We start from the raw sequence: 23,345 nt of genomic DNA, 5'->3' as shown, positions 1-23,345 counted from the left end.
ATGAAAGCTTTTAGTTAAAAAATTGCTTTCTAATTTTTAATACAGTTCGAGAATCAGTAATTTCTGAAAACTACATAAATATTTGTTTGTAGTAAGGGATAACCGCCCTTTATCCGAAAGAAGAAGACTAAAGTCCTGACTACGAACCAATTAAATAAGCTATTTTCAAAAAAAAGATTCAGCAAGATTCCATACTATTTTTTGATATTTTTTTAAATATTTACGAAAATATACTTATTTATATTGAAAAATTTTGATAAAATTAAGCTTTAAAATCTTGCTCGATCCATTCCAAATGCTTCGGTAGCAACTGTGCTAGATCGTACTTTAGTAAAATTGTTTCTCTGGCTTTCTCTCGAATTGAAGACATCTCACCGGGATTATCAAGTACTTCTTCAACGCGATCGCATATTTCCTGGGGTGAGAAAAAATCTACCAACAAACCATTGACACCATTTTCAATTACTTCAGTTACGGGTGCAGTATTTGAAGCCACTATTACGCAACCTGTAGATAAAGCTTCCAACATCGACCAAGATAAAACAAAAGGACGAGTTAAATAAATGTGAACTGAGGAAGCTTGCAATACTTGCAGATATTCACCATAAGGTAACAAACCTGTAAAATGAACTCTTGTCATATCTAACGGTACTTTTTTCAGCATCAACTGCTTATAAGTTTGATTATCAGGAAGCTGCTTTCCATAAGCAACTCTGTCTTCCCCGACAATTACAACATGACAATTCGGTCTTTTTTGTAGAAGCAATGCAACGGTTTCGATAAATTGCGGAAAACCTCGATAAGGTTCCATCCCCCTTGCAACATAAGTAATAATTTCTTCCACGCCAGACAAGTCTAAATTGATTCGGGGTAAAACTAACTTTGCCCCCGGTTGCGGTTTAAAATAACTTGTATCAATACCGTCATGAGATACAGTAATTTTACTATGATACTCTGGAGGAAACTGCTGACGCTGCCAATTAGTGGGAGACAAACCGCGATCGCAACTGTATAAGTCAATCAAAATGGGAGCATTCTTGATCCGAATCCGAGCTTCATCATCGGGAGTTAAAGGATCTATAGGGTCAAAATCAGCGTCAGAACCATGTGCTTGATAAAACCATTCAAAATAACAAAGTAGAGTAGCTTGCGGAAAAGCATCTTTAATAAATAATGTCGGACCCCAACCGGAATGGCCGTAAACTATATCTGGAATAAAATTCTTTTGCTTTAATTCTTCCGCTAAACGGTAAACACCTTGTCCTTGCAGCACAGCTTTTTCTAATGGTCTAACATAATGGTGAGTTTCCGGACGAACTTCCCGACTCGAAGCATAAATAGCTTTAACAACTCCAGGTAATGAGCCTTCATGACGATTAGTCCCGAAAACAACTTGATTCTTGGGATTTTTTGCTAAAGCTATAGCCAAATGACGAAACTGAGCGGGGAAATTAGAATGTAAAAATAAAATACGCATATATTTAGTGAGTAGTTATCAGTTTATTGGTGATAATTGTAGTTTATAGCTGACTGTTTCAGGCTGTTATTACTTAAATAAACGGGTTGTTTTGAAAATATAGGAATCCGTTTTGAATATTGAACAAAATTAAGTATTTGTAGCACCGAATTTTAAGTATAGTGGTGCGTTGCGCGCAGCAAGCAACACACCCTACGTGTTTTATGTCCTATCGGACACGCTACGCTAACAAAAATCAAATAGTAATCCTATAGTTAAATATAGTTACAAGTCTTGTTAATCTCTATTGGATTATATAATGTTTTAAAAAATACAGGTATAGCTTGTTAATTAACGCTTAACCATACATCAAAAAATAATTAACATTATTAATACAATTTTGTGATTTTTTATAAGGTGATTTTGAAAATGATTAGTTAAATATTACTATCTTCATTTGTGAGTTTTATAATAATTAATAACCCGGCTTTTAGTGCCGGGTTTTCATATTATTAAATTAATGTAATTCGATTAAGGTTTAGGATTCGGAAGTCAATTTGCTACACTCCAAGCTATTCCACCTTTAGCAGAAAAGGATTTTACAGTTATTTAGAATTTAGGAGTGAGGAGCTAGGAATTATTAGTTTCTCTCCCCATCTCCCTCTAACCTCAATCTTCCATCTCTTCCATATCAATATCATCCATTTCCAAATCTTCATCCGTCAAAGTCTGCTGGGGAATTGCTGCAATAATTGCGTCTATCACTTTGGAAACAGGCAATATTTCAATATCTAATTCAGGAAATTTCTGCCCTTTAGGAACAATCGCTCGTGTAAATCCGAGTTTCGCTGCTTCTTTTAACCTTAATTCCATTTGCGATACCGATCGCACTTGTCCCCCCAATCCCACTTCACCAATTAATACGGTACCGGAATCTACAATCCGATCTCGGAAACTGGCAACAATCGCGATCGCAACTCCTAAATCGACTGCTGGCTCTTCTACGCTTAACCCTCCAGCGGAAGCGACGTAAGAATCCAGCTTGGACATGGGGATTCCGACACGTTTTTCTAACACTGCTAAAATTTGCACCAAACGACTATAATCAACTCCAGTACAGGAACGACGGGGAGAAGTGTAACTAGTCGGACTTACTAAAGCCTGTAATTCTACTACGATGGGACGAGTACCTTCGCAAGCTACCACAATAGCAGTACCCGGTGCGGGATCGTCGCGACTGCCTAAAAATAATTCGCTGGGGTTAGACACTTCCCGCAAACCATGCGCTACCATTTCAAAAATACCAATTTCATGGGTAGCGCCGAAACGGTTTTTTACGGTTCGCAATAATCTATGGGAAGCAAACCTGTCTCCTTCAAAATACAGCACCGTATCAACCAAGTGTTCCAAAACTTTAGGCCCAGCAATTGCTCCTTCTTTGGTAACGTGTCCGACAATTAACATGGTGATATCTTCATTCTTTGCGACTTTCATCAAAGCCGCAGTACATTCGCGTACCTGTGCCACCGAACCTGGTGCGGAAGTTAACGCTGGAAAAAATATCGTTTGAATACTATCAATTACTGCTAAATTTGGTCTGAGAGATTCAATTTCTTTTAATATCTCTTCTAAATCTGTTTCAGGTAAAATATATAAATCGCTATTAACCTTAGTTGATTTTTTATTGTCCTCGCTCCCCACAGTCTCTGAGGCTACCGTAATTGCACCATTACCGTTAGCTTCTTCATGCAATGAATGAGCAGCCCCCAAACGGGAACCCCTTAACTTAACTTGTTGCGCGGATTCTTCACCCGATATATAAAGAACGCGATATTCTTCAGACAATGCATTTGATACTTGCAATAGCAGGGTAGATTTACCAATACCGGGCTCCCCACCAATTAATACCATAGAACCCGGAACCACCCCACCACCCAAAACTCGGTCTAATTCACCATAACCAGAACTCCAACGCTCAACTTGGCGATCGCTAATTTGGTCAAGTTTTAAAGATGCTCGCGGCTTGGCTGGTTTATTAGATGTTTTCTTCTTACTCATCTGAGAGTGCCAAGCACCCACACCCCGAGAAGGTATATCCGTTGAGGATTGTACGGCAATTTCCTCTTGTAAAGAGTTGTAGGTTTCGCAAGCCGGACACTTACCCAACCATTGAGGAGTTTCCGCACCACACTCAGAGCAAACGTAATAGGTTTTTGGCTTAGCCATTCTTAATGTTATTAAATAAACTTAAATAATCTTAATTTTCTTTTAAGTTCGTGAACTGAGAAAAATCTAATAATAGTAATACCTTCGAGGTTTTTACGAATTAATAATTGGAATGATATCTTAATAATATGGTACTAAAAATAGTACTAAAAATTAACATGAAGAAAAACTTTAGTTAAGGAGCGTGTTCGTTTGGAGAGTCATAAAGAAAAAATCCTGGTGGTAGACGACGAAGCCAGCATTCGCCGGATTTTAGAAACGCGCCTTTCAATGATTGGCTACGATGTGGTCACGGCTGGCGATGGGGAGGAAGCTTTAGATACCTTTCGTAAAGCAATTCCTGACTTAGTAGTTTTGGATGTAATGATGCCAAAACTGGATGGCTACGGTGTCTGTCAAGAATTACGTAAGGAATCCGATGTCCCAATTATTATGCTAACAGCTTTGGGAGATGTCGCAGACAGAATTACCGGCTTAGAACTCGGTGCTGATGACTATGTAGTAAAACCATTTTCCCCTAAAGAACTAGAAGCTCGCATTCGTTCCGTACTGAGACGAGTAGACAAAACTAGTGCTTCTGGAATTCCCAGTTCCGGGGTAATACACGTAAGTACCATCAAAATCGACACAAACAAGCGTCAAGTCTATAAAGGTGACGAACGCATTCGATTAACAGGAATGGAATTTAACCTCTTAGAACTTTTAGTAAGTCGTTCGGGAGAAGCTTTTTCTCGTTCGGAAATTTTACAAGAAGTCTGGGGATATACACCAGAACGTCATGTAGACACCCGCGTAGTAGACGTACATATCTCTCGTTTGCGAGCCAAATTAGAGGACGATCCTTCCAATCCAGAATTAATTCTGACAGCAAGAGGTACGGGCTACTTGTTTCAACGCATAATCGAACCGGGGGATGAATGAAAAGTTAGGAGTTAGGAGTTAAGAGTTAGGAGTTAAAAGTGAGGAGTTAAAAATTAGATTGAATGCGGTGCTTTTCTTTAAAGTAATCTTGAACTTGAAAGTTTCAAAATCCCTATCGGTAATTCATAACTCATAACTCATAACTCATAACTCATAACTCATAACTACATTAAAATGACTAATCCAGATCCCAATCGCTTCTTAAAGCGTCTACCTATCGTTGTGGGTGGGTTAGGCGCTGTACTTTTGTTAATTAACCGTTTATACTCACCCCAACTAACACAATCTCAGGCTCGTGCTGACGTGCTTGCTGTAATTTTGAGTGCAGTTTTGATCTTAACGGGTTTAATTTGGCAGCAAGTACAGCCTAGAATACCGGACGCTGTAGAGCTTATAGGTGAACAAGGCTTTATTCTTGCTCCCGATTTATCAGATACTATAAAAACAGAATTGGCTTGGGCATCTCACTTATTATTGACAAATACAGTAACTCGTTGCGTAGTCGTTTACTATCAAGGCAAAGTTTTATTGCGTCGCGGAATTTTAGGAGAAAAACCGGAAGTTACACCGGGAGCAATATTAAAAAGAGTTTTAGAGAAGCATAAGCCAGTTTATTTAGTCGATTTAAAAGTGTATCCCGGCAGAGTTGAATTTGATTATTTACCAAAAAATACTCAAGGTGTAATTTGTCAACCAATTGGCAAAGAAGGAGTCTTAATTTTAGGAGCGCACGCTCCACGAAGTTATACCAAACAAGACGAAAATTGGATAGCCGGAATCGCCGACAAATTAGCTGTTACTTTAAATGAGGGAATGGGGAATAGGGAATAGTTAGGAGTTAGGAGTTAAGAGTTAGGACTTAGGAGTTAGTAGTTGCTTTCCTCATCTTTACCAATTACCAACTACCAATTACCCATTACCCATTACCCTAGACTTAAAATTAATAACTAAGAAATATGCAACTTATCTACAGCTTAATAATTGCCTTGATGCTCGCGGGTGTGATTGGTGCTGTTGTTCCTGGTGTTCCGGGAACGAGTTTAATTTTAATTGGAATTATTATTTGGGGATTTGTTAAAGGTACTTTTGCTGCGATTAGCGTACCTTTGATTGTTACCGGGGTGGTTTTGTTGCTGAGTATGGGGATTGATTTTTTAGCTGCATACTGGGGAGCCAAAAAAGCTGGTGCAAGTAAATGGGGTCAAATTGGTTCAATGGTTGGATTAGCAGTAGCATTCTTCGGGTTGTTACCACCTTTTTTAGTTGTTGGTGGCCCTTTGATCGGAATTTTTATTGGCCCACTTTTGGGAGCAATTATTGGTGAACTAATTTATCGAAAAGATTTAGTAGTCGCAGTTAAAGCAGGTGTGGGAATTGTTGTAGGCAGTTTGATTGGAAATATTATCCAGGGTTTTTTAGCTCTTGGGGCAGTTATACTTTTTGTTTTTACAACTTGGCCGCAGGTGTTCGGAAGTTAAATATTGTACGAAAGCCCCATAACAATAAAATTGGAGCATAGAATCAAATTCTATACTCCAATAAAATGTCACATCAAATTAAAAACTCTATACAAAAAGCATGAGACGAAAGCCTCCTATAAGAATTATTTTTGTTTGAAATTGAATACACTAGCATTTGTTGCAACGAGTATATTCCTGCGGTTCGTAAATAGCGGATTTAAAAAAGCTCTAAAAAAGGTTTTGCAATGTTCGTTTATTTAAACAGCCTACTTTTTGAAATTTTTACGCTTTTTAACACCAAACATACCAGCTACTGCTAAAGCACCAAGGCTGAAAGTTGTTGTGGGTTCGGGTACGGATTTAACAATTTCTACTCCAGAAATGGTTACACCGTCACCTTTTCCTTTACCATCATCCTTACCAAGCTGTAATACCAAAGATTTTACATTAGACAATGTTTTTGATTGGACATTACCATCTGCCCCTGCTGCCAAGAAATCTTCAACACTCTGTCCGTTGACTTCAAGGATTCCGCTAAAGAGTGATGTTTCTGTATCAAAGAAGTCAATGGTAATTTCGTCAAGTACTCTTTCAAAGTCAAATCTGAAGCGACCTACTTCTAATTCACCGCCTTCAGATGCGACACCATCGGTTTGGATAGCCGCAGCACGGAGCCAAAATTCTCCGTCACCTTCAGTTGTTCCGCCATCTCTTGTCTTGAATTTAACAGCACCAGTACCAGTACCGTAACTGTTTGCAGTTCCTTTCGCATCAACAAATAATCTGCTGAGTCCGTAATTGACTTGCTGAGAATTATCAGTGTCGAATAGTAAACTTGTAACGCTGAAACCGAAATCGCTGGTATTAATAGCTTGATTGGGATCTAGAACTTGAAGGTTTGTTAATTGAATTTCACCTTCTTGTTGAGGTATGAGACTAGCAGCATTAGCAGCAGGAGCAGCAGCAGCGAATCCTAAACCCAAACCTAAAACAGCAGCAATAACGTTAAACTTACGCATGATTTATTTCCCTTGTTCTCTTTATAAAAGTGAGGCAGTAATTGATTTGTTTTGTCCGCCTCTGATTACTTACTAAGCTAATAGACAAACCTGCAAAAACGTAAGCCCTAACGAGTAGAATTAACCCAAACTTTATTTTGAGATAAAAATCTAATTTTCTTCCGAGTAATTGCGTTAATCGCCGTAAAGGTAATTATTGAAAACTAGCTTTGAATTGCTATATATACCGAATAAATACTGTTTTTGTCATTGTTTAAACGTCTAACTTCAAACTTATATTTTTTTTATCCGTGATAACTAGGAAATTTAAGTAGAATCGCTAATATCTTAAAAGCCAAAAAAACGAGTAGTTAGATAATTGAACGAAAAAGGTTAGATTATCTAGCTACTCGGCGGAAGTTTAAAGAGAAGGGAATATTTTTATCGGTGTAGATGCCTAAATATTGAAGATTTTTGCAACCAATAATATTTAAAATATTTGAGTGGTGAGATGCAACCCCTTAATCTAATAAGTAAGGGGAAATTACCAGTGGAATTCAAGCTTTTTGTGAAGCTGTTTTGCGACGCTTGAGGGTAAGTACACCAGCTACTGCTAAAGCGCTTAAGCCGATGAAGTTTTCAGATTCAGGTACGCTCACTTGTAGTGCAACACCATCACCAGTACCGAATTTACCTCCTGGTTCACCAAGCTGAACTGTGAACTTACTCAAATCTTTCAATACTACACTTTGGATATTGCTATTAGCCCCACTTGCCACTGTTTTGACTATTTGTCCATCGACAAAGATTTTGGTGGAATTAGCATACTCAACATCAAAGAAGTCTAGTTTTATCTCGCTAATATTTCTGCCAAAATCGAACTCAAACAAACCAACTTCTAAACGTCCATCTTCAACAGCTTGACCATTTTTAAAAGCTACCGGACGTAAATAAAACTGGTCTGCATCTGGTCTTGTTCCTTCCTCGTCAAGGATGAATTCAATCCCCATTGCATAATTATTTGTAGTACCTCTGTCATCAGAAAACAAGCGGCTTGGATCGAAGTCTTCAAATCCGAAACTTGTAACTTTGTAACCAAGTTCTGATTCTGTATCGATACAGTTGGCAGGATCTAAACAGCCAAGGTTGGTTTTTATTTCACCTTCTCTTTGAGGAACCAATGAAACTGCTTGTGCTTCTGAGATTGATACGGTAACAATACCTAACCCAATGGTGGAAACTGCAAGGGTTTTTACTAACTTTTTGATATTTTTCATTGTTAATCTCTCTAAAAAATACTGATTTTTTTAAAGCTGTCTTAGATAGTCGGTTTGTGTATTTCCTCGTATCTATATTTGTATAGTATTTCTGAGCAGGTAAATATGTCATCCCTTACGTTTAGTATTCATCGCAACTTAATATTGCTAATAAATTCAGGTAAACTACTTAAATCGAAAACTCTTAAAAATACATCCAATTGCGTAGTAGATGTAATAAAGATAGTTATATAAAAGTGAGTGATTCGGATCGAAAGTGAAAACTTATGGATGTTTATCGCCAAACTTTGTAAAGAATCAAATTTAAAAAAATATTCTCGTAGTTTTATCAGTTTAGCTTCTGAAAAATAGGTGATAGGAAGACTGTAGGTACAAGCCGCAAAATACAGCGTTCTCCCTGAGATTTAGGAGAAAATCATTTCCCTGGAACTGCATTAACACTGCATGATAATTACCTGCATCTAAATCTCAAGAAAGATTTTCTGTGGCGATCGCTTTCAACAAATGGGTTCAACTCAACCACTTTCCCCTATACTCATCCGTATAAACTCACAGTGTTTTTCCAACCACTTGGTTGCTAAAAGTGCTTTATTACCGTGTCAAATGATTAAAATACCTCAAAAGCCTTAGTTGAGAGCAGTACTAAGCTTCACCTAACTACATATTTGCTGCGATTTTCAATATTATTTTAGTTACTCCCTTCCCGGTTTTACGATTACCGAGCAGGAGGGAGTAGAAGAAGAAATTATATTTGTAATTTGCTTAGCGTATTGGAAGTAATTGCAGGTGGTAACTGCTAACTGCTAACTGCTAACTGCTAACTGTTCACTGTTCGCTGTCTCAAAACCAGCCTTCTTGTTCGAGAGTTTCGATTAATTGAAGTCCGCGAGGATCGCCCACTCCTAATAATGCGGCTTTAGTATCCTCACGCACTCCTAAATCTCCATCTTCAGCAAAAGCTTCAATCAAAGCATCAATAGCAGTAGCGTAAACAATATTAGAAGGTAATTCGCGGCATAATTGTCCAATCGTCCAAGCGCAATTACTCCGCACTGCTGGCACAGAGTCTTTTACCAAGCCTTCAATCAAAGCTGGCATTGCACCGACAACAGCTTCGTAACCCACTTCTGCCATTTGTGCTAGAGAACTAGCAGCCCACAATCGCACGGCGGAAATATCGGTTCTTAAAGCATCGGCTAAAGACGCTAAACAACGCGCATCTCGACAATTTCCCAACGCCCAAACCACACCTTTTCGCACGTGACCATTCCAATCTTGGTTATATTGGTTAATCAACGGTTCAACCGCATCCGGACTGGGATTGCGTCCAATGCCATATGCCGCACTTACCCGCACCAGAGGACAAACATCTGTTAATAAGCGAATTAAATGAGGAGTAGCGCGAGCATCTTCAATATCACAAAAAGCACGTGCCGCCAACATTTTCTGCTGTGGCTGAGGATTTTCAAGCAGCGCTAACATAGCCTCCGGATCGGGTTTTGCCGCTTCCGATTCCGCATCCAGCGGCTCCATCTTATCTAGAGGGCTTTCTAGCTCCGCTTCGACATCAAGTAGGTAATGGTCATCTGCATCATACATAATTTTAAAATTACCATTACCCAGTATTTTTGGGAAGAGGATGGGGGCATGGAGATGGGGAGATGGGGGGATGGGGGGACAAGGGGACAAGGGGAATTAGTTAGGAGTTAGGAGTTATTAGTCACCAAAGCCCTTCGGGCAAAAGTCGCGAAGTAAAAAGTAATAAGTAAGAAGTAATAAATTTTAGCCCGAAATATGGTATAAAGCCTCGTCTTTTAAAGACGAATAAAAACCAAATTTATCATTATTTGAATCCTCTACCTAAAAGGTAGAGGTATTACTTCTTACTTCTTACTTACTACTTCTTACTTGTGAAGTACTGGTAATTGATAATTGATAACTGTTCACTGATAATTGATAACTGTTCACTGCAAAGGTTTAACCATCCATAAGGATTGGATTTGATAGCCAAGCTGGTTGTAAAGGTTTAGTGCGGGGGTGTTTGTTTGAAATACCTGTAATGCTATTTGATTGTCACCTCTTTGTTTTGCCCAATTTTCGGCGTACTCCATCAAGGCTGTTCCTATTCCTTTGCGCCGATATTCTGGGGTGACGTAGAGAAGAAATATGTGTGCGTGACGCAATCCGCTAATTTGATCGATGGCGTTTCCCATCCACAAGCAAGCAATTGGGCGGGTGGGAAATATATCTACTTGTTCTTTTTTTTCTGCGGAATATTCTACCCACCATAAAGGCGTGTCTTTGGAAAGATATTGCTCGACTGTTTGCGATAAATGTGAAAAATCTTGTTGCGGAAACATATCTTGGTAGGTGCGCTGCATGAATTTTACCAGCAGCGCGAAATCCTTGGTTGAGCCGGAACGAACTGTATAATCCTGTAGTAGTTTTTCTGCCACTAATAACGTTCGCTCGCTTATATTTTGTTGCTGCTGTCTTCGAGGGAAGGAGAAATTAAAGATGCAAATTCTGGTGCTACACCATTGGACAATCTTCCTACACCTTCTTCGATGGGTGCGGGGGCTGCCATATCTGATGGTAAAAAGATACGGGCGCTAACTGCTACCAGGGCTAAGCCGAAAATTAGTACCGCGATTAAGGGAGCAATGTATTGACGTAATATTGCCATGTGTAGAACTTTTAGTAATTAGTTTTTAGTTTAGTTAAACTATTTTAGCGCTCCCTGTCCCTTTCTAAGTCGGCGATCGCCCTTTGCCAATACCAATTTTCTGACATATCGGGATGATTTTGCTTTAGTTGTTCGACTAAGCGGGTTGCAGTGCCCCTATCGCCACCAACCAAAGCAAAGAGTTGATTTTGCAAGTGTGCATCGGCTGTGGGTTCTGGTGTTGGATATGACGGTTGTGGAGAAAAGGAGGGCGACTGACGCTTTTTAAATTCCCAAAATAGAACAAAATATAAGGTGCCGAAAATAATTATTAAGCTTATAGTTCCCAGAAAAGTTATCAAATTCAGCGTTAAATATCCCAAAATTAATTGAGAAAGAACATAGCCGAGTATAACCCCTATCGCCATCAGAATGACAATCGATACAATCCCAACGAATTCTTGCCCCATAAATCTCCAACATTTTTTACTTGGTTTCCGCTTTCTAAGAAGTCTTGGCTCCAAGGGGCAAACACTGGCAATCTAAATTTAGTTGAGCAGATGCAGCAGTTTAGATATCAAGCTGTAAATCAAGGCATGGGTTTTTACCGTAAACCGCTAATTACAATTATTTTAAATAGGAAAGGTTTCCCATTTACAAGTAAGTTATTTTACTAACTGCCTGCTAAGCATTAACGCTTATAAAATAACAATTGATACTTGCAATCCTCCAAATTTAGTTTTCAGCCAGAGTGCCCACAATGGTTCAAATTACCCTTAGATTCTTTACTTTATGCGATTTAAATTTTGGTAAATGCGGTTAGTAGCACAGAGGGTATAGACATATTTATTACTAAAATATCGCCTAATTCGTAAAGTACTATAAATCACCATTATGGATTAGTTGATGCTTACACCCTGGCCGTCGTAAAAAATTGATTCGATTAAAACATGAACGATATCTTGACACATCTGCACTTTTTTGTAGTGCCAATACGCCGATTTTTGAGAAGGGGAGATCGCACAGCCACTGCGTTGGGCGGGTTCCCCGACAGTCAGGCAAGTGGCGCAACCCGTTCACCCGCAAGGGTGCGGCTCAGGGGGAGATGGGATGATGGGGAGACAAGGAGAAAAATAAATAGCTCTTAACTCCTAACTCCTAACTATTCCCAATTCCCAATTCCCAATGCCCTATTCCCAAGTTATTTTATAAATCTGATGTCCTCTTATTTCTATACCGCGTTCGTCTAGGCATTCTTGCCAGCCGTTACGGGTTCCGATTTCGCTGGGATTTTCAAATAATCCTTGTGCTACTTCAAGTTGGGTGAGTTGAGCAAATTCTTCGTAGAGAGGGTATTTGGGTGTTACAAATGTTTCTTTTCGGTGCAGTATGGGGGGATTTTCTCTGGTAGAGTAGTCGCCGCGAGTGATTTTGAATGTTTGTAAGTCGATTACTATGCTCGCTTTTAATGCTGGATGAGCATCGGTATCGAAATCAGGATAGTACAGGTAAGATATTTGTGGTTTTTCGATGTGAAGTTTAATTAATGTTGTTTCTTGTGGCCTTCCAAATACCCGGCTGGCGCAACCTTCGTAGATTCGCAGTAATGGATCTAATTCCCACAATGCTTTTGTGTGAACGTAAAGAGCGCTGGGAGTAAATTTACCAACTTTACTTTTGTTGCAGGCTGCTCTAATAATTTTAGGTTCGCCCAAACTAAATAACTTTCCGTCGGCGACTTCGCAAGCATCCCGATATGAACCGAAAAAAGCTTTGATGTCATGGCGGATTGCTTCTGGTAGCTCTGAGAATCTGGGACGTTCTTCCTCAAACTGAACTAAAGCAAGATAAACTTGGATATCTAAAGAACGACGGTAGGCGATCGCATCCCATTCGGCTTCGTCTGTTGCTTGCAATATTACTTTGAAAGCACGGCGAATGCTGGTAAATTCAACTAGTATTTTTGCTTCGGCTTCTGGCTCTAATTCCCCTTCAACCGGCAGCCTTCCACGTTTTGTATAGAATTTAATTAATGGTGCTAATTCCTGTTTGCAGTCTTGATATTTTTTAGTAGCAAGAATAATTCTCGGCGCAATGACGCGGGAACGATAGCACTCTACACGAAAGTTTTCTTTTTCTTGTTCGTCGCGAAACACAAAGTAAATGCCCAGCGCTACGGGTACGGCATCAACTTCTAAGGTGCTATCAATATATTGTTTAAGTTCTCCCTGTTCGTAATATTTCTGAAAAGTATTGCGACAAGTTACTATACCATCGCCATAAGCTAATTGATTTTTGCTACTAGGGGTGTTTACTAATACTTGGGCAGCAACTATTAATACTTTCTTAGTTAGTTTCCACGCCTTTTTAAGACTTTTAAAACGTTCGTCGGTATCTTCGATGACATTGAGAACATAGCCGAGATTAACTACATGGGCAGATTTCAAGCGTGCATCGGGATTGTAATAAGGGTCCCAACCCGCACTTTTGATGTTCATAGCAGCCAATTTTTTTACATCACTGCCATGTCCGCATCCATAGTCAAAAAACGTCGTCTTGGTATTAATAATTTCAAATTCGACTGCCAATTTTATTGGACGGGATAAGTCTGTACGGTAAATTGCTGCTCTGTGGCGTTCAATTGCTAAGTCTTCTAGCATCTCTACAAATCCCATTCGCAATTGGCAATTATTATCTCATAGAAGAGTAAAGAGGGAATAGGGCATTGGGCATTGGGCATTAGGAATAGTTAGCAGTTAGGAGTTAGGAGTTAGGAGTTAGGAGTTAAGAATAATTGAATCTTCCCCCCTCTTTCCCCTCTCCTGCTCCCTGCTCCCTACTCCCTATTTTTCAACTGCTAATTCAATCAAGTCTTCAATTTTCTTAATATTCGGATCTCCTGCTAAATAGCCGATGCCGCGATGTAAATGTAAACGAAATTGAGTTACAAGGGTTTCTTTATCGGTACCCAAGCCGTCATTATGGCAGCGTTGTTTGAGCGCCATGAGCAAAATATCGGACATTTCACCGCCAAATATTCGCCAGTTTAATTCGACGTTACTATCTTGAGGTATCGGTACGGGAGAAGGAATACTTTTTTCCGCGAGGGAACGACAAAACCCCCAGCGGCAAAGGATATTCCACTGATCAATTTTTGTAAAGCGTCTCAGCTTTAACAGTTGATCTTTGCCTGCTTGGGATAAGCGGATGCGTTCGATTGGTGATTCCATGATTTAAAAATGGGAATTGGGTAATTGGTAATTGGTAATTGGGTATGAGATTTTAGATTTTAGATTCAAGGAGTTAGAAGTAATTGAGGTTAAGGTTAAAATTCTCCTTGTCCCCCCATCTCCCTATCTCCCCATGCTCAATTACCAAAAATACCCTGATTCTACCGTTGTTTGACGAGTTTCTGGGGAATATTTGAGGACGTATTCGCGGGCGATCGCCTCATTCTTACGGAGGGTTTTTACTTCTTTTTGGGCTATTTCTGTGTCGGTGGAAAGTAATATTACCTGATGGGATGCTGAAGGAAAATATCTTTCTATGAGGTTGCTGCGGTGGGATGAGTCTAATCTTCCTAATGGGGTGTCTATGGCTACGGGTAAGTTGTGCCCGGATACTCTCGCTAGTGCCCAGAGGAAGGCGATCGCTAATAGTTGTTTTTCACCTGCTGATAGCCGATGTTTGTCAACTGGTTTTGAGTTTGAGTCGTATAAAGAAAGGCTGAAGGTATTGGTGTCGATGATGATGCGGTGTACTAAGTCGGATTTGTGGAGCAGGTAGCGGAAGCATTCTGTGACTTCGTTTTCTAATTTATTCAGTTTTCTTAAGGTAAGTCGTTCGCGAAATAGTTTGAGGGTTTCTTGTACTCTTATTGATGCATCTATAATATTTTCTTTACTATTACGCTCGATGGTTTGGACGCTATATTCTGTTAAGTCTTTTTTTAATTTATCAATTTCTGTTTGTAGTTCTATTAAGCGACGAGTAACTGTTTCACAACTAGTTTTAATATTGGTAACTTTATCTTGTGCTTCTTTGACTAATTCTACTAATTTTTGATAATCTTCCGGTGCTGCTGCTGCCTGTATTTGTCTTAAGATAGTAATTATTTCTTCTTCTTTGTTTTTTAATTGCTCTAATTGCTGTTTGGCGGTATTTTTAGCAGTTTGCAAGTAGTACAAAATATTTCCTAATTGACTCAAACTTTCTGCATCTGCTAACAACCAAGGTGATTCTTTTAAAGATGTATTTATTGTTTGTACGTCTTCGTCTAGAAAGGTTTTTATTTGAGCAAATTTATCTTCGGCGATATCTATTTCATTAATCAAATTAAGTAAACGCTTATCTCGTTCTACTAGTATATCTCTGGCTATTTGCTGCTGTTGAATTTTTAATTCTGCTTCTCCTTGTTGTTGAGCTTGATTTAATAATGATTCAATTAATTTTAATGGTAAAACGCCCGCTGTTAATTCACTCATTTCCTGACGGGTGTTTTCTGCTTGCTTAGTCTTTTCTATTTTCTGCTGTTCTAATTGACTGCTTTCTGAAGCAATTTTTCCACCTTCACTGAGGAATTTATCAAAGGCTTCTTGCTGTTCTTTTTCTGCTTGCTGTAAAAATTCTAATTCTTGTTTTTCTACATCTTTAGTTTCTTCGTATTCTGACTGTAAATATGTAAGCTGCTTTTCTATTTCTTCTAAATTTGCTAGCTCTTTTGTATCTACAAGTTCTTTACGTTTGCGGTTGACTAATATTTCTAAATCTACTGTCAAACGTTCCGCTAATTCTAAACCTAAAAGGGCGCGAATCGCTTCAACTACAATGTATGGTGGCTGTTCTTGTTCTGCTAGTTCTTTTACCTGTTCGCCATCAAATAAAAATAGGTTAGAAATTCCTAAAGGTAAGAGATTTTCAATATATTCGTCCCATATACTTACCAATCCCTCATCCAACCATTCATCGTTTTCACGAATATCTAAAATGCCTAAATGGTCTTTACCATCTTTAGGATTTTTTTCCCAAGTTCTAACTACACGATATCTAACGGGTTTATCGTTTTCAATATGTTCAAAAGCTAGCTCAACGCGAGTTTTATCTGTAGGTGATTTATGGGTATTTACGCATTGATTAAGAAAGTCATGATAGCTCAAATTTCCGCGAGTAGAACATTGAGCGCGATGTCCGTAAAGTGCCAAACGAATCGCATCCATAAAAGTTGTTTTTCCTCCACCATTCATTCCGCCTACAAGAATAATTGGACGAGGAACTTCCTTATCATTTGGCTGTAAATTTATTACCTGACGACCGCAATATGGGCCAAAGTTTTCTAAAACAAGTTCGAGGAATATCATGTAATCAATTATCAATTATCAATGAACAATTATCAATTATTATGATGTTATCAATAGCAGGTAAGAGGGAACAGGGAAAAGTAGGAGGAAGAAATTGCGATGAATAATACAGGAGTATTATTTCTTTTGTATAGTAAGTCTTGCGGAGATTTATTATTCATTGATAATTGATAATTGTTCATTGTTCATTGTTTTTTAAATTTTTTGTCTGCCCAAGTTTTAGATTCTTCTGGTTTTTCTGCTGCTTTCTCTGCTGTAACATCGCCTAAAGTCAACTGTTTTACTTTGTCGATATCTCCTTTACCAGCAGCATTTTTTAAGTCGCGTTTGAAGTGGGCGTTTTTAATTGCGTCTTCCTGAGTTCGGGAGCTTGTTTCAAAACATTTTTCTAAGGCATCGTAGATTCCGACGCGACGCGATTTTTTGCGATATTGACGCTCTGTATCTAATAGTTTCGCCATCAATTCTAAATGCATCGCGTCATTTTCACAGATTTCTTCTAATACTGCCCATTCATCGCTGCCTAATAAACTGTAACCCGCGCCGGGGCGGGAGTCTACAAAAGTTTGTTGTGTCACTTCTTGATAAATTCGGGGTAAACTATCGTCAAATTCGTGTTTTTCTTCCAACCAAATGCGTCTGATTTCACTCAGTTCATCTGGGGTAATTAAAGTAATATCGCGCATATCTTCCGGCGCAGTTTGACGAGCTTGAGTTTGTGCTGACAATACTGTGGTTAACCAATGTTCGCGCCAATATTTTGTATAGGGACCTGGTACTGGTTGCACTGATGTTTGACCATCTTTATTGCGCTCAAAAAGCTGCACTTTGCCCCAAATTCGGCGAAAATCTCGCTTATCGTGGTCGTCTTGAATATCTAACTCGTTACGAATATCTAAAAGCGGCTGCATCCATTCTTTTTCTTCATCATTCTGAATCATTGCCTCCATTGATTTATCTTTTGTCACCATCGTGCAAACCCAACAGCCAAACCGCGAATCGCCGCAACTGGGGGTAGAAGTATCGACAACTAAAGGACATTCGTTATCTGCCGTTGCACCGCGATACATCGAAAATAAATCTTTGTTATTACCTCCCCAAGGATTTTCACATTGATTGAGGTAAATCCACACATCATTGTTGCTCCAATCTTCGATGGGAGTATAAATCAAAGAGTTTGGTAAACTGGCATTCGGACTCAAACGATCGCGTATTCTACCCGCTTGATGCTTTTGCATTGTGGCAGCACGTCTCGAACTTTCGGCTTTGCGAGTACCTAAAACTAAAATTGTTTCGCCGTTAGCTCTAACCATTTCCCGAATAAACTGGTTAGCTGGATTGATTTTTAAGCGCGGCGTACACCAGCGGAATTGATTGCGGGGAGCCGGATAACCCCTGCCAATTAAATTCACCCAAAATGTATCTTGAACTACCGGCAACAATAAATGAGGTTCGATGGGCATCCCTTTTTCTTTCGCAGCAGATCCCAGTAACTGCATCGAATTGCGAACCCATGCCGAAACTATCGGATTTTCTACCAGCGTATCCGTAGTAATTACATGGATTTTTTTGCCGCGTTTCTTTGCTGGTAAAGCTGCGATCGCATTCCAAATAAGTTGCAGAATCGTACTGGAGTCTTTACCCCAAGACACGCCAATAATCCAAGGTATTTCGTCTAGTAAATATAAATCTTGGATTTCTTTAGTAATTTCGGGAATTTTATCAATTACCGTAACGGGTGCTGGCTGGCTTTTTTTTGATGGTTGGGCAAGAGTCATTCGATTTTGGATTTTAGATTTTGAGGACACTGCGTTGCTCTGGTTCCCAGAGTTGAAGCAAGTGTCCGGGATTTTGGATTTCTCAAATTTAAAATTAGGAAAAATAAATAAATTTTTATTTCAGGTTCATATACAAGCGCAAAAACTAGTATTACATAAAGAAGGTACCAATAGCGGTTTTTAAAAACTTATTGTTTAATATTTTGTTTTGATATCGTTTTTATATATAGTATTTGGATGCCAGTATTTTAAATTTTTAAGATTTGTGATGAAAAAAAGTGCATCTACCTCGGCAGCAGTTATTTCCAGTACAGATAAAAAAAGATTTTCCGATCTATTAACTAAATATGTCGGTGAAAATAAACAGTTATTAGTCCAAAAAACAGAAATGGGCGGTACTCAAGCTTACGTCGGTTCCGTCACTTTGGAATGGTTTGCATCTCAAGTTCGCTTTGCATCTTTTTTACCATTATTGCGAAGTAAGTACAATCCCGATACTGATAATATCGAAATTGACGCAGAAAGTATAGATGATATTCAGCAACGTCCATTAGATTGGTCGCGACAAGCACCTTTAGTTCAGTATTTAGCAGCGCGTAAAAATCATAAATTTCCTCCCGTATTAGCTGTAATTAGTCAGTCTTGGGTTGATAATTCTAAAGCATCTGAATGGGATAGTAAAGGACGAGCCAAAAAATCTACTACGGAATTTACTAGTTTAGATGAAAACGAGCAATTTGGCTTGCTAGATATTTCTGAAGAAAATGTAACTATTTATGCATTAGATGGTCAGCATAGATTGATGGCGGTACAGGGTTTAATGGAGATACTCAAAACTGGCAAGTTACCGCGTTATAAGAAGGATAAAGCTGCTTCTAACAATTTTATTACTATCGATAATTTAACAGATAAATACTTAGTTGAAGCCGAATATTTAGAACAATTACCTGAAGAAAAAATCGGTATAGAATTTATTTGTGCTGTTGCAGAAGGGGAAACCCGCGAAGAAGCAAGACGCAGGGTAAGGTCAATTTTCGTACACGTAAACTTAATGGCTGTACCCTTGAGTAAAGGACAGTTAGCACAGTTAAATGAAGACGATGGTTTTTCTATTGTTGCTAGAAAGATAGCGGTTAGTCATCCACTTTTAGAACAGCGTAAAGATCGGAAATCTCGCGTAAATTGGAATAGTGCTACAGTTGCAGCAAAATCTACAGTTTTGACAACTTTACAAGCTTTGAAAGAGATGTCAGAGCGTTATTTAGAACACAAATATCCTCATTGGAAACCCTTGGATAAAGGTTTAATTCCCATGCGCCCTGAAGATGAAGAATTAGAAGATGCTATCAAAGATTTTCAAGAATTATTTGATAATTTAGCGACTTTACCAAGCTATAAAGTATTGGAATACGAAGACACCCCAATGTTTAGAAGATTTAGCTTTGAAAAAGATGGGGGAGAAGGTAATATATTATTTCGTCCCGTCGGACAAATGGCATTAGCAAAGGCTTTAGGTATCTTAATATTTGAAAAAGGTTTTTCTATCGAAGAAATTTTTGAAAAGCTGCGACTCTTTGATAGTAAAGGCGGTTTCAGTGGAATGGAATTTCCTAAATCTGTTTGGTATGGCGTTTTGTATGATGCCAATCGCAAGCGGGTATTAGTTGCGGGGAAAGAATTAGCAACGCGGTTACTCGTTTATATATTAGGTGGAATTAAAGATCAGATGGAGCGTGCAGAATTAAGGAATGATTTAGCTAAAGCTAGAACAATTGAAGATCAAACTGTGGATTTTAAAGGTAAGTTTGTGGAGCCGAAGAAGGTGGGGTTGCCGGGGGTTTTGTGAGGGGGGAGATGTTTTTGTGCGTAAATAAATTATTTGCTGATAGATTTCCATTCTCCAAAATAAGGTCCAAACTCAATAGTCCCATCAAACATAATAGTTTTATCAATAAAATTCATTCCACGACAGATCATGTCGTGAAGGGCAGGAGTGGCACCCCGGAAATCAGCTTCAGTCAAAACGGCATGTCCAAATGGGGTAAGTTTGGCTCCACGGAAGATAGCGTCAGTAGCATTCATGTAATCCAAAGCAGTTCCGGTCAAGTCGGCGTTAGTCAAATTACACCCGCACAAAGTAACACATTCCAAATTAGCATCCCTGATAATCGCATTGTCCAACCGAGCTTCTATCAAGGAAGCACCAAAGAGATCGGCTCCACTCAAGTCAGCACCTCTAAGATCGGCGAAACTCAAATCGGCTCCACGAAAGTTAATATCTCGCAAAATAGCACCTTCAAGGTCAATGTAGCTTCGCCCAGAAGTTTTGTTTCTAACTACGACAGCTCCAGCAAAGTTTCGCTTGCCGGAAGTATATTTTTTCAACAACTCTTCAGTAGTGATTTCCCAGACCATAACTAACCTCCTATAACATAGGTTCTTTTCAAATCCGTCGGAAAACGCAATTAAGAGTAATAATCTGGCGGTTGAAACCGCTGCTACACAGGCAAAGTCCACCTTCGTGGACTATGAATAATTTAAACCCGCGCAGGCGGGTTTTGTTTGTGTAGACGCGGTTTCAACCGCCGGACATTAAACTTACTTACAAATTGTACTACTCACGAATTATTTTGAGATTGCAACATTCTTTGTTTCATCAATTTCACAATCTATATTTACCGTAATTAACTGCGCTAGATATTCTAATTCTTGTACCGTTAATAAATCTGAGAATGGTACACACAAAATATGCGCCATTAAATATTGACTTTGAATTGGTAAAAGATGATTTGCTGTATTTGGTTTTGCGTCAATAGCAAACAAACTACGGTTTCCCCTGGCACTATCAAAGCCTTCCGCACGCAATTTAGTAGCCATAGTATCAGGGGAATCTATTAAAATCGGCATTACCCAAAAGGAATTATACTCAGCTTTGTTACCAGGGATAGTAAGATTCTTTGGTAACATTTCTAAAAAAGATTTGCCTCGTTGAATACGCTCTTCAAAATTGTCACAGTGTCTCAATCTATAATTTAAAAACCACAGTAGATGTTTCGGAGTACGATAGCGAATTTTAGCGAGTATATCACCCGTAGGAAAACCAAGAGTTGCTTTTTTTATTGTTGACTCTACATCCAAATTTAACAGCCGCATTAAATTGATGATTTGATAATACAAGCTCGGCAGCGAAAGAAGTTTTAGCAAATAGAACTTAAATATCCTTTTAAAATACCAAAATTCGCTTTTTTGAAGATATGTTTGCTCAATTGCTTCTATTTTTTGAGCTAATTGTTTATCTTTAATTAATGCTACTGCTCCACCCAAAGCAGTACAAGATTTGATAGCACCGAAGCTAAATAGACTAACATCAGCTTGCGGATATCCATAATATTGTTTGCCTGCAAAAGCTTGAGCGCAATCTTCTACTAATAAAATATGATGTTTTTTACAGAAATCAGCGTAAGGCTGCAAAGGAATAATAATACCAAATAAATGTGCAATTAATAATACTTTGCTTCGAGGAGAAACTAGTTGTTCTAACAATTCTAAATTTGGCGCAACAGTATCTATATAAATATCAATAGGAACTGGAATTAACCCGTGACTGCGGATGATTTCCGCCATTTCTCGGATATTAACCGCGCTCATTAATACTTCCGATTCCGGAGGTAGATTTAACGATCGCAATAATAAATCTAAACTAGTTCTGACAGATAAAGTTACTAAAATCTCTTTATCGGTGTGCCAAAAAGATTTAATCTCATTTAAACAATTTTGTCTATTTATAAGATGAAAGAAAGCGCCGAAACAAGCGTATAAATCGCCAAAGCTAACATCTAACTGGATAGTAGGGTGCGATCGGCATTTTGGACGAGTTAATTTATTTGATGTTTTATTAAATGATTTCATCTAGTTTTTGCTGTTTTTATAATTAATCATAATAAGAATTTCGTATATAATCCGGCGGTTGAAACCACAGCTACACAGGCAAAACCCGCCTTCGCGGGTTAGAAGTTAATAGTCCATGTATCAGCCTTTTATTTTCCCCATACTTGCTGCATTCCGTGTATTCGTTAAGGATGGAAAGTGGGAACAACCCCCACAGGAGTTATGGAATAAAATGGGAAGCACCCTTGTTATCAACTTATTAGCAGCTTATAAAAATGAAGGAAGGGGAAATCCTGCTTACTTTGGTCGTTCAACATCAACCTGGTCTAATCTTCTTTTAACTCCAATGCAACTTAAGATAAGACTAACTGAATAATTAAGTAATTTAATGTACTCGCTGGTTCCCAGTGAAAGGCTGGGAATTCCGAATATGCGGAAAATCCGGTGCTGGATGAATTTTGAAGAATTGTAACCCGCGAAGGCGGGTTTTGTTTGTGTAGACGCGGTTTCAACCGCCAGTTTATTCCCCGAAGACGCATTCTCAAGAAAGAAATTTACTCAAATCAAATTCTTCCTGCTTCTCTTCCTTAAACCTTTCCCCACTCAATATCAACAAAAGCCTTTCTGAATAATCTACCGCACCTCGTAATTCAGTTTGCAGTATTTCCAAACCACCATTTGTATATTCTTCAAAAATATTATTGCGTTCAGTTTGAGAATCTTCCTCAGTTACCGAAAGTACTTTTATATCCTTAGTTTCGGTAATTCCGATCAGTTTAATTACCCAGTCGTAACCCATTGAAGCAAAAGTTTCTACTTTAATAGGTGAAGGTTCCCTTTTTGAAATTTCTCCTAAAGGCACGCGGCGATTGTGCTTTTTACCCAAAGTAGCCGCGAAAACTACTACATCGGCAAAAGTTTGAAAAGGTCCCGTTGCACCATTCCAAGATGTTAAACCTTGTACTAGCTCCGCCTTATCTTTTGCAACCCTAATTCTTCCAGTTTCAGCCATTTTATGATTAGTTGTTAGTTGTTAGTTGTTAGTTGTTAATTGCTAATTTATTTTTTCAGTCAGCTTCTACAAATAAAATCTTATATTTTCCAATTACCAACTCTCTTTCACTCTTCCTCAGCGCTAAGAGCGTCTCTGCGGTTTTTTTATCAGAATATTGGTGCGTTACGGCATTTTATAACTTATAACCTAAAATAAAATCTTCTCATGCCGTAACACACCCTACAATATAATGTTTATTGACAATTGTTAATGGTTCTTCAGCACTTGGTATGCTAACTAAATAATCGTAAAAAGGCAGAAGGCA

The 23,345-nt window shown here is 38.7% G+C and carries 20 protein-coding genes; 5 read left to right on the top strand and 15 right to left on the bottom strand.

The genetic code is table 11. The features are described 5' to 3' along the window. Nucleotides 1-262: 262 nt before the first annotated feature. On the bottom strand, nucleotides 263-1,477 hold the full coding sequence (locus ACM03V_RS32080) for a glycosyltransferase family 4 protein (protein ID WP_414624862.1): 1,215 nt from the start codon (nucleotides 1,475-1,477) through the stop codon (nucleotides 263-265). 648 nt (nucleotides 1,478-2,125) lie between these two features. Beyond that, complete coding sequence (gene radA, locus ACM03V_RS32075; RefSeq protein ID WP_414624861.1) at nucleotides 2,126-3,682, bottom strand: DNA repair protein RadA; 1,557 nt, start codon at nucleotides 3,680-3,682, stop codon at nucleotides 2,126-2,128. Nucleotides 3,683-3,874: 192 nt separating this feature from the next. On the opposite strand from radA, the gene rpaB reads away from it, so the two are divergent. The 3 genes from rpaB to ACM03V_RS32060 all read left to right on the top strand — a co-directional run bounded on the left by rpaB (nucleotide 3,875) and on the right by ACM03V_RS32060 (nucleotide 6,081). After that, complete coding sequence (gene rpaB / locus ACM03V_RS32070) at nucleotides 3,875-4,603, top strand: response regulator transcription factor RpaB (protein WP_015118472.1); 729 nt, start codon at nucleotides 3,875-3,877, stop codon at nucleotides 4,601-4,603. A gap of 174 nt (nucleotides 4,604-4,777) precedes the next feature. Further along, nucleotides 4,778-5,434, top strand: a complete 657-nt coding sequence (locus ACM03V_RS32065) for a cofactor assembly of complex C subunit B (protein WP_414624860.1) — start codon at nucleotides 4,778-4,780, stop codon at nucleotides 5,432-5,434. 125 nt (nucleotides 5,435-5,559) lie between these two features. After that, the gene (locus ACM03V_RS32060; RefSeq protein WP_414624859.1) at nucleotides 5,560-6,081 is read left to right on the top strand and encodes a DUF456 domain-containing protein; all 522 of its coding nucleotides are present in this window, start codon (nucleotides 5,560-5,562) and stop codon (nucleotides 6,079-6,081) included. 248 nt (nucleotides 6,082-6,329) lie between these two features. Here the strand turns inward: ACM03V_RS32060 and ACM03V_RS32055 are convergent, their stop codons facing one another. From ACM03V_RS32055 to dndC, 10 genes are all read right to left on the bottom strand, one after another. Continuing rightward, complete coding sequence (locus ACM03V_RS32055; protein ID WP_414624858.1) at nucleotides 6,330-7,082, bottom strand: LEVG family PEP-CTERM protein; 753 nt, start codon at nucleotides 7,080-7,082, stop codon at nucleotides 6,330-6,332. A gap of 536 nt (nucleotides 7,083-7,618) precedes the next feature. After that, complete coding sequence (locus tag ACM03V_RS32050; protein WP_414624857.1) at nucleotides 7,619-8,338, bottom strand: LEVG family PEP-CTERM protein; 720 nt, start codon at nucleotides 8,336-8,338, stop codon at nucleotides 7,619-7,621. Nucleotides 8,339-9,178: 840 nt separating this feature from the next. Then, on the bottom strand, nucleotides 9,179-9,937 hold the full coding sequence (locus tag ACM03V_RS32045; RefSeq protein ID WP_414624856.1) for a HEAT repeat domain-containing protein: 759 nt from the start codon (nucleotides 9,935-9,937) through the stop codon (nucleotides 9,179-9,181). 365 nt (nucleotides 9,938-10,302) lie between these two features. Further along, on the bottom strand, nucleotides 10,303-10,794 hold the full coding sequence (locus tag ACM03V_RS32040; RefSeq protein WP_414624855.1) for a GNAT family N-acetyltransferase: 492 nt from the start codon (nucleotides 10,792-10,794) through the stop codon (nucleotides 10,303-10,305). A gap of 17 nt (nucleotides 10,795-10,811) precedes the next feature. Continuing rightward, nucleotides 10,812-11,024, bottom strand: coding sequence for a hypothetical protein (locus ACM03V_RS32035; protein ID WP_414624854.1), 213 nt, complete (start codon nucleotides 11,022-11,024; stop codon nucleotides 10,812-10,814). 44 nt (nucleotides 11,025-11,068) lie between these two features. Continuing rightward, nucleotides 11,069-11,473, bottom strand: coding sequence for an ABC transporter permease (locus tag ACM03V_RS32030; RefSeq protein WP_414624853.1), 405 nt, complete (start codon nucleotides 11,471-11,473; stop codon nucleotides 11,069-11,071). Between the two features lie 720 nt (nucleotides 11,474-12,193). Beyond that, the gene (locus ACM03V_RS32025) at nucleotides 12,194-13,663 is read right to left on the bottom strand and encodes a DNA phosphorothioation-associated putative methyltransferase (protein ID WP_414624872.1); all 1,470 of its coding nucleotides are present in this window, start codon (nucleotides 13,661-13,663) and stop codon (nucleotides 12,194-12,196) included. A gap of 183 nt (nucleotides 13,664-13,846) precedes the next feature. Continuing rightward, nucleotides 13,847-14,233 carry a DNA sulfur modification protein DndE gene (gene dndE / locus ACM03V_RS32020; RefSeq protein ID WP_414624852.1) on the bottom strand — a complete coding sequence of 129 codons (387 nt, stop codon included), beginning with the start codon at nucleotides 14,231-14,233 and terminating at the stop codon, nucleotides 13,847-13,849. 141 nt (nucleotides 14,234-14,374) lie between these two features. Further along, nucleotides 14,375-16,360 carry a DNA sulfur modification protein DndD gene (gene dndD, locus ACM03V_RS32015; RefSeq protein ID WP_414624851.1) on the bottom strand — a complete coding sequence of 662 codons (1,986 nt, stop codon included), beginning with the start codon at nucleotides 16,358-16,360 and terminating at the stop codon, nucleotides 14,375-14,377. Between the two features lie 185 nt (nucleotides 16,361-16,545). Beyond that, nucleotides 16,546-18,138 carry a DNA phosphorothioation system sulfurtransferase DndC gene (gene dndC, locus ACM03V_RS32010; RefSeq protein WP_414624850.1) on the bottom strand — a complete coding sequence of 531 codons (1,593 nt, stop codon included), beginning with the start codon at nucleotides 18,136-18,138 and terminating at the stop codon, nucleotides 16,546-16,548. A gap of 268 nt (nucleotides 18,139-18,406) precedes the next feature. Here dndC and ACM03V_RS32005 point away from each other — a divergent pair, with 268 nt between their 5' ends. Then, nucleotides 18,407-19,984, top strand: a complete 1,578-nt coding sequence (locus tag ACM03V_RS32005; RefSeq protein WP_414624849.1) for a DGQHR domain-containing protein — start codon at nucleotides 18,407-18,409, stop codon at nucleotides 19,982-19,984. A gap of 29 nt (nucleotides 19,985-20,013) precedes the next feature. Here ACM03V_RS32005 and ACM03V_RS32000 read toward each other — a convergent pair whose 3' ends face one another. Further along, nucleotides 20,014-20,553 (bottom strand): pentapeptide repeat-containing protein, encoded by a 540-nt coding sequence (locus ACM03V_RS32000; protein WP_414624848.1) that lies wholly within the window; start codon nucleotides 20,551-20,553, stop codon nucleotides 20,014-20,016. Between the two features lie 210 nt (nucleotides 20,554-20,763). Continuing rightward, nucleotides 20,764-22,047 (bottom strand): aminotransferase class V-fold PLP-dependent enzyme, encoded by a 1,284-nt coding sequence (locus ACM03V_RS31995; RefSeq protein WP_414624847.1) that lies wholly within the window; start codon nucleotides 22,045-22,047, stop codon nucleotides 20,764-20,766. 115 nt (nucleotides 22,048-22,162) lie between these two features. Between ACM03V_RS31995 and ACM03V_RS31990 the strand changes: the two genes are divergently transcribed. Next, nucleotides 22,163-22,402: a hypothetical protein gene (locus ACM03V_RS31990; RefSeq protein ID WP_414624846.1), complete on the top strand. Its 240-nt coding sequence runs from the start codon at nucleotides 22,163-22,165 to the stop codon at nucleotides 22,400-22,402. 165 nt (nucleotides 22,403-22,567) lie between these two features. Here the strand turns inward: ACM03V_RS31990 and ACM03V_RS31985 are convergent, their stop codons facing one another. Then, the gene (locus tag ACM03V_RS31985; RefSeq protein ID WP_414624845.1) at nucleotides 22,568-23,038 is read right to left on the bottom strand and encodes a DNA phosphorothioation-associated protein 4; all 471 of its coding nucleotides are present in this window, start codon (nucleotides 23,036-23,038) and stop codon (nucleotides 22,568-22,570) included. Nucleotides 23,039-23,345: the final 307 nt, after the last annotated feature.

It is taken from the genome of Calothrix sp. CCY 0018, from assembly GCF_963920925.1.
Classification (GTDB): domain Bacteria; phylum Cyanobacteriota; class Cyanobacteriia; order Cyanobacteriales; family Nostocaceae; genus Rivularia.
Note: the sequence above shows the minus strand (reverse complement) of the source record. Positions and strands in the feature narration are given on the sequence as shown.

Bases quoted from the DNA above. Each gene is read 5' to 3' on its own strand.
- ACM03V_RS32080 (WP_414624862.1), bottom strand. From the start codon at position 1,477: ATGCGTATTTTATTTTTACATTCTAATTTCCCCGCTCAGTTTCGTCAT.
- radA (WP_414624861.1), bottom strand. From the start codon at position 3,682: ATGGCTAAGCCAAAAACCTATTACGTTTGCTCTGAGTGTGGTGCGGAA.
- ACM03V_RS32065 (WP_414624860.1), top strand. From the start codon at position 4,778: ATGACTAATCCAGATCCCAATCGCTTCTTAAAGCGTCTACCTATCGTT.
- ACM03V_RS32060 (WP_414624859.1), top strand. From the start codon at position 5,560: ATGCAACTTATCTACAGCTTAATAATTGCCTTGATGCTCGCGGGTGTG.
- ACM03V_RS32055 (WP_414624858.1), bottom strand. From the start codon at position 7,082: ATGCGTAAGTTTAACGTTATTGCTGCTGTTTTAGGTTTGGGTTTAGGA.
- ACM03V_RS32050 (WP_414624857.1), bottom strand. From the start codon at position 8,338: ATGAAAAATATCAAAAAGTTAGTAAAAACCCTTGCAGTTTCCACCATT.
- ACM03V_RS32045 (WP_414624856.1), bottom strand. From the start codon at position 9,937: ATGTATGATGCAGATGACCATTACCTACTTGATGTCGAAGCGGAGCTA.
- ACM03V_RS32035 (WP_414624854.1), bottom strand. From the start codon at position 11,024: ATGGCAATATTACGTCAATACATTGCTCCCTTAATCGCGGTACTAATT.
- ACM03V_RS32030 (WP_414624853.1), bottom strand. From the start codon at position 11,473: ATGGGGCAAGAATTCGTTGGGATTGTATCGATTGTCATTCTGATGGCG.
- ACM03V_RS32025 (WP_414624872.1), bottom strand. From the start codon at position 13,663: ATGCTAGAAGACTTAGCAATTGAACGCCACAGAGCAGCAATTTACCGT.
- dndE (WP_414624852.1), bottom strand. From the start codon at position 14,233: ATGGAATCACCAATCGAACGCATCCGCTTATCCCAAGCAGGCAAAGAT.
- dndD (WP_414624851.1), bottom strand. From the start codon at position 16,360: ATGATATTCCTCGAACTTGTTTTAGAAAACTTTGGCCCATATTGCGGT.
- dndC (WP_414624850.1), bottom strand. From the start codon at position 18,138: ATGACTCTTGCCCAACCATCAAAAAAAAGCCAGCCAGCACCCGTTACG.
- ACM03V_RS32005 (WP_414624849.1), top strand. From the start codon at position 18,407: ATGAAAAAAAGTGCATCTACCTCGGCAGCAGTTATTTCCAGTACAGAT.
- ACM03V_RS32000 (WP_414624848.1), bottom strand. From the start codon at position 20,553: ATGGTCTGGGAAATCACTACTGAAGAGTTGTTGAAAAAATATACTTCC.
- ACM03V_RS31995 (WP_414624847.1), bottom strand. From the start codon at position 22,047: ATGAAATCATTTAATAAAACATCAAATAAATTAACTCGTCCAAAATGC.
- ACM03V_RS31990 (WP_414624846.1), top strand. From the start codon at position 22,163: ATGTATCAGCCTTTTATTTTCCCCATACTTGCTGCATTCCGTGTATTC.
- ACM03V_RS31985 (WP_414624845.1), bottom strand. From the start codon at position 23,038: ATGGCTGAAACTGGAAGAATTAGGGTTGCAAAAGATAAGGCGGAGCTA.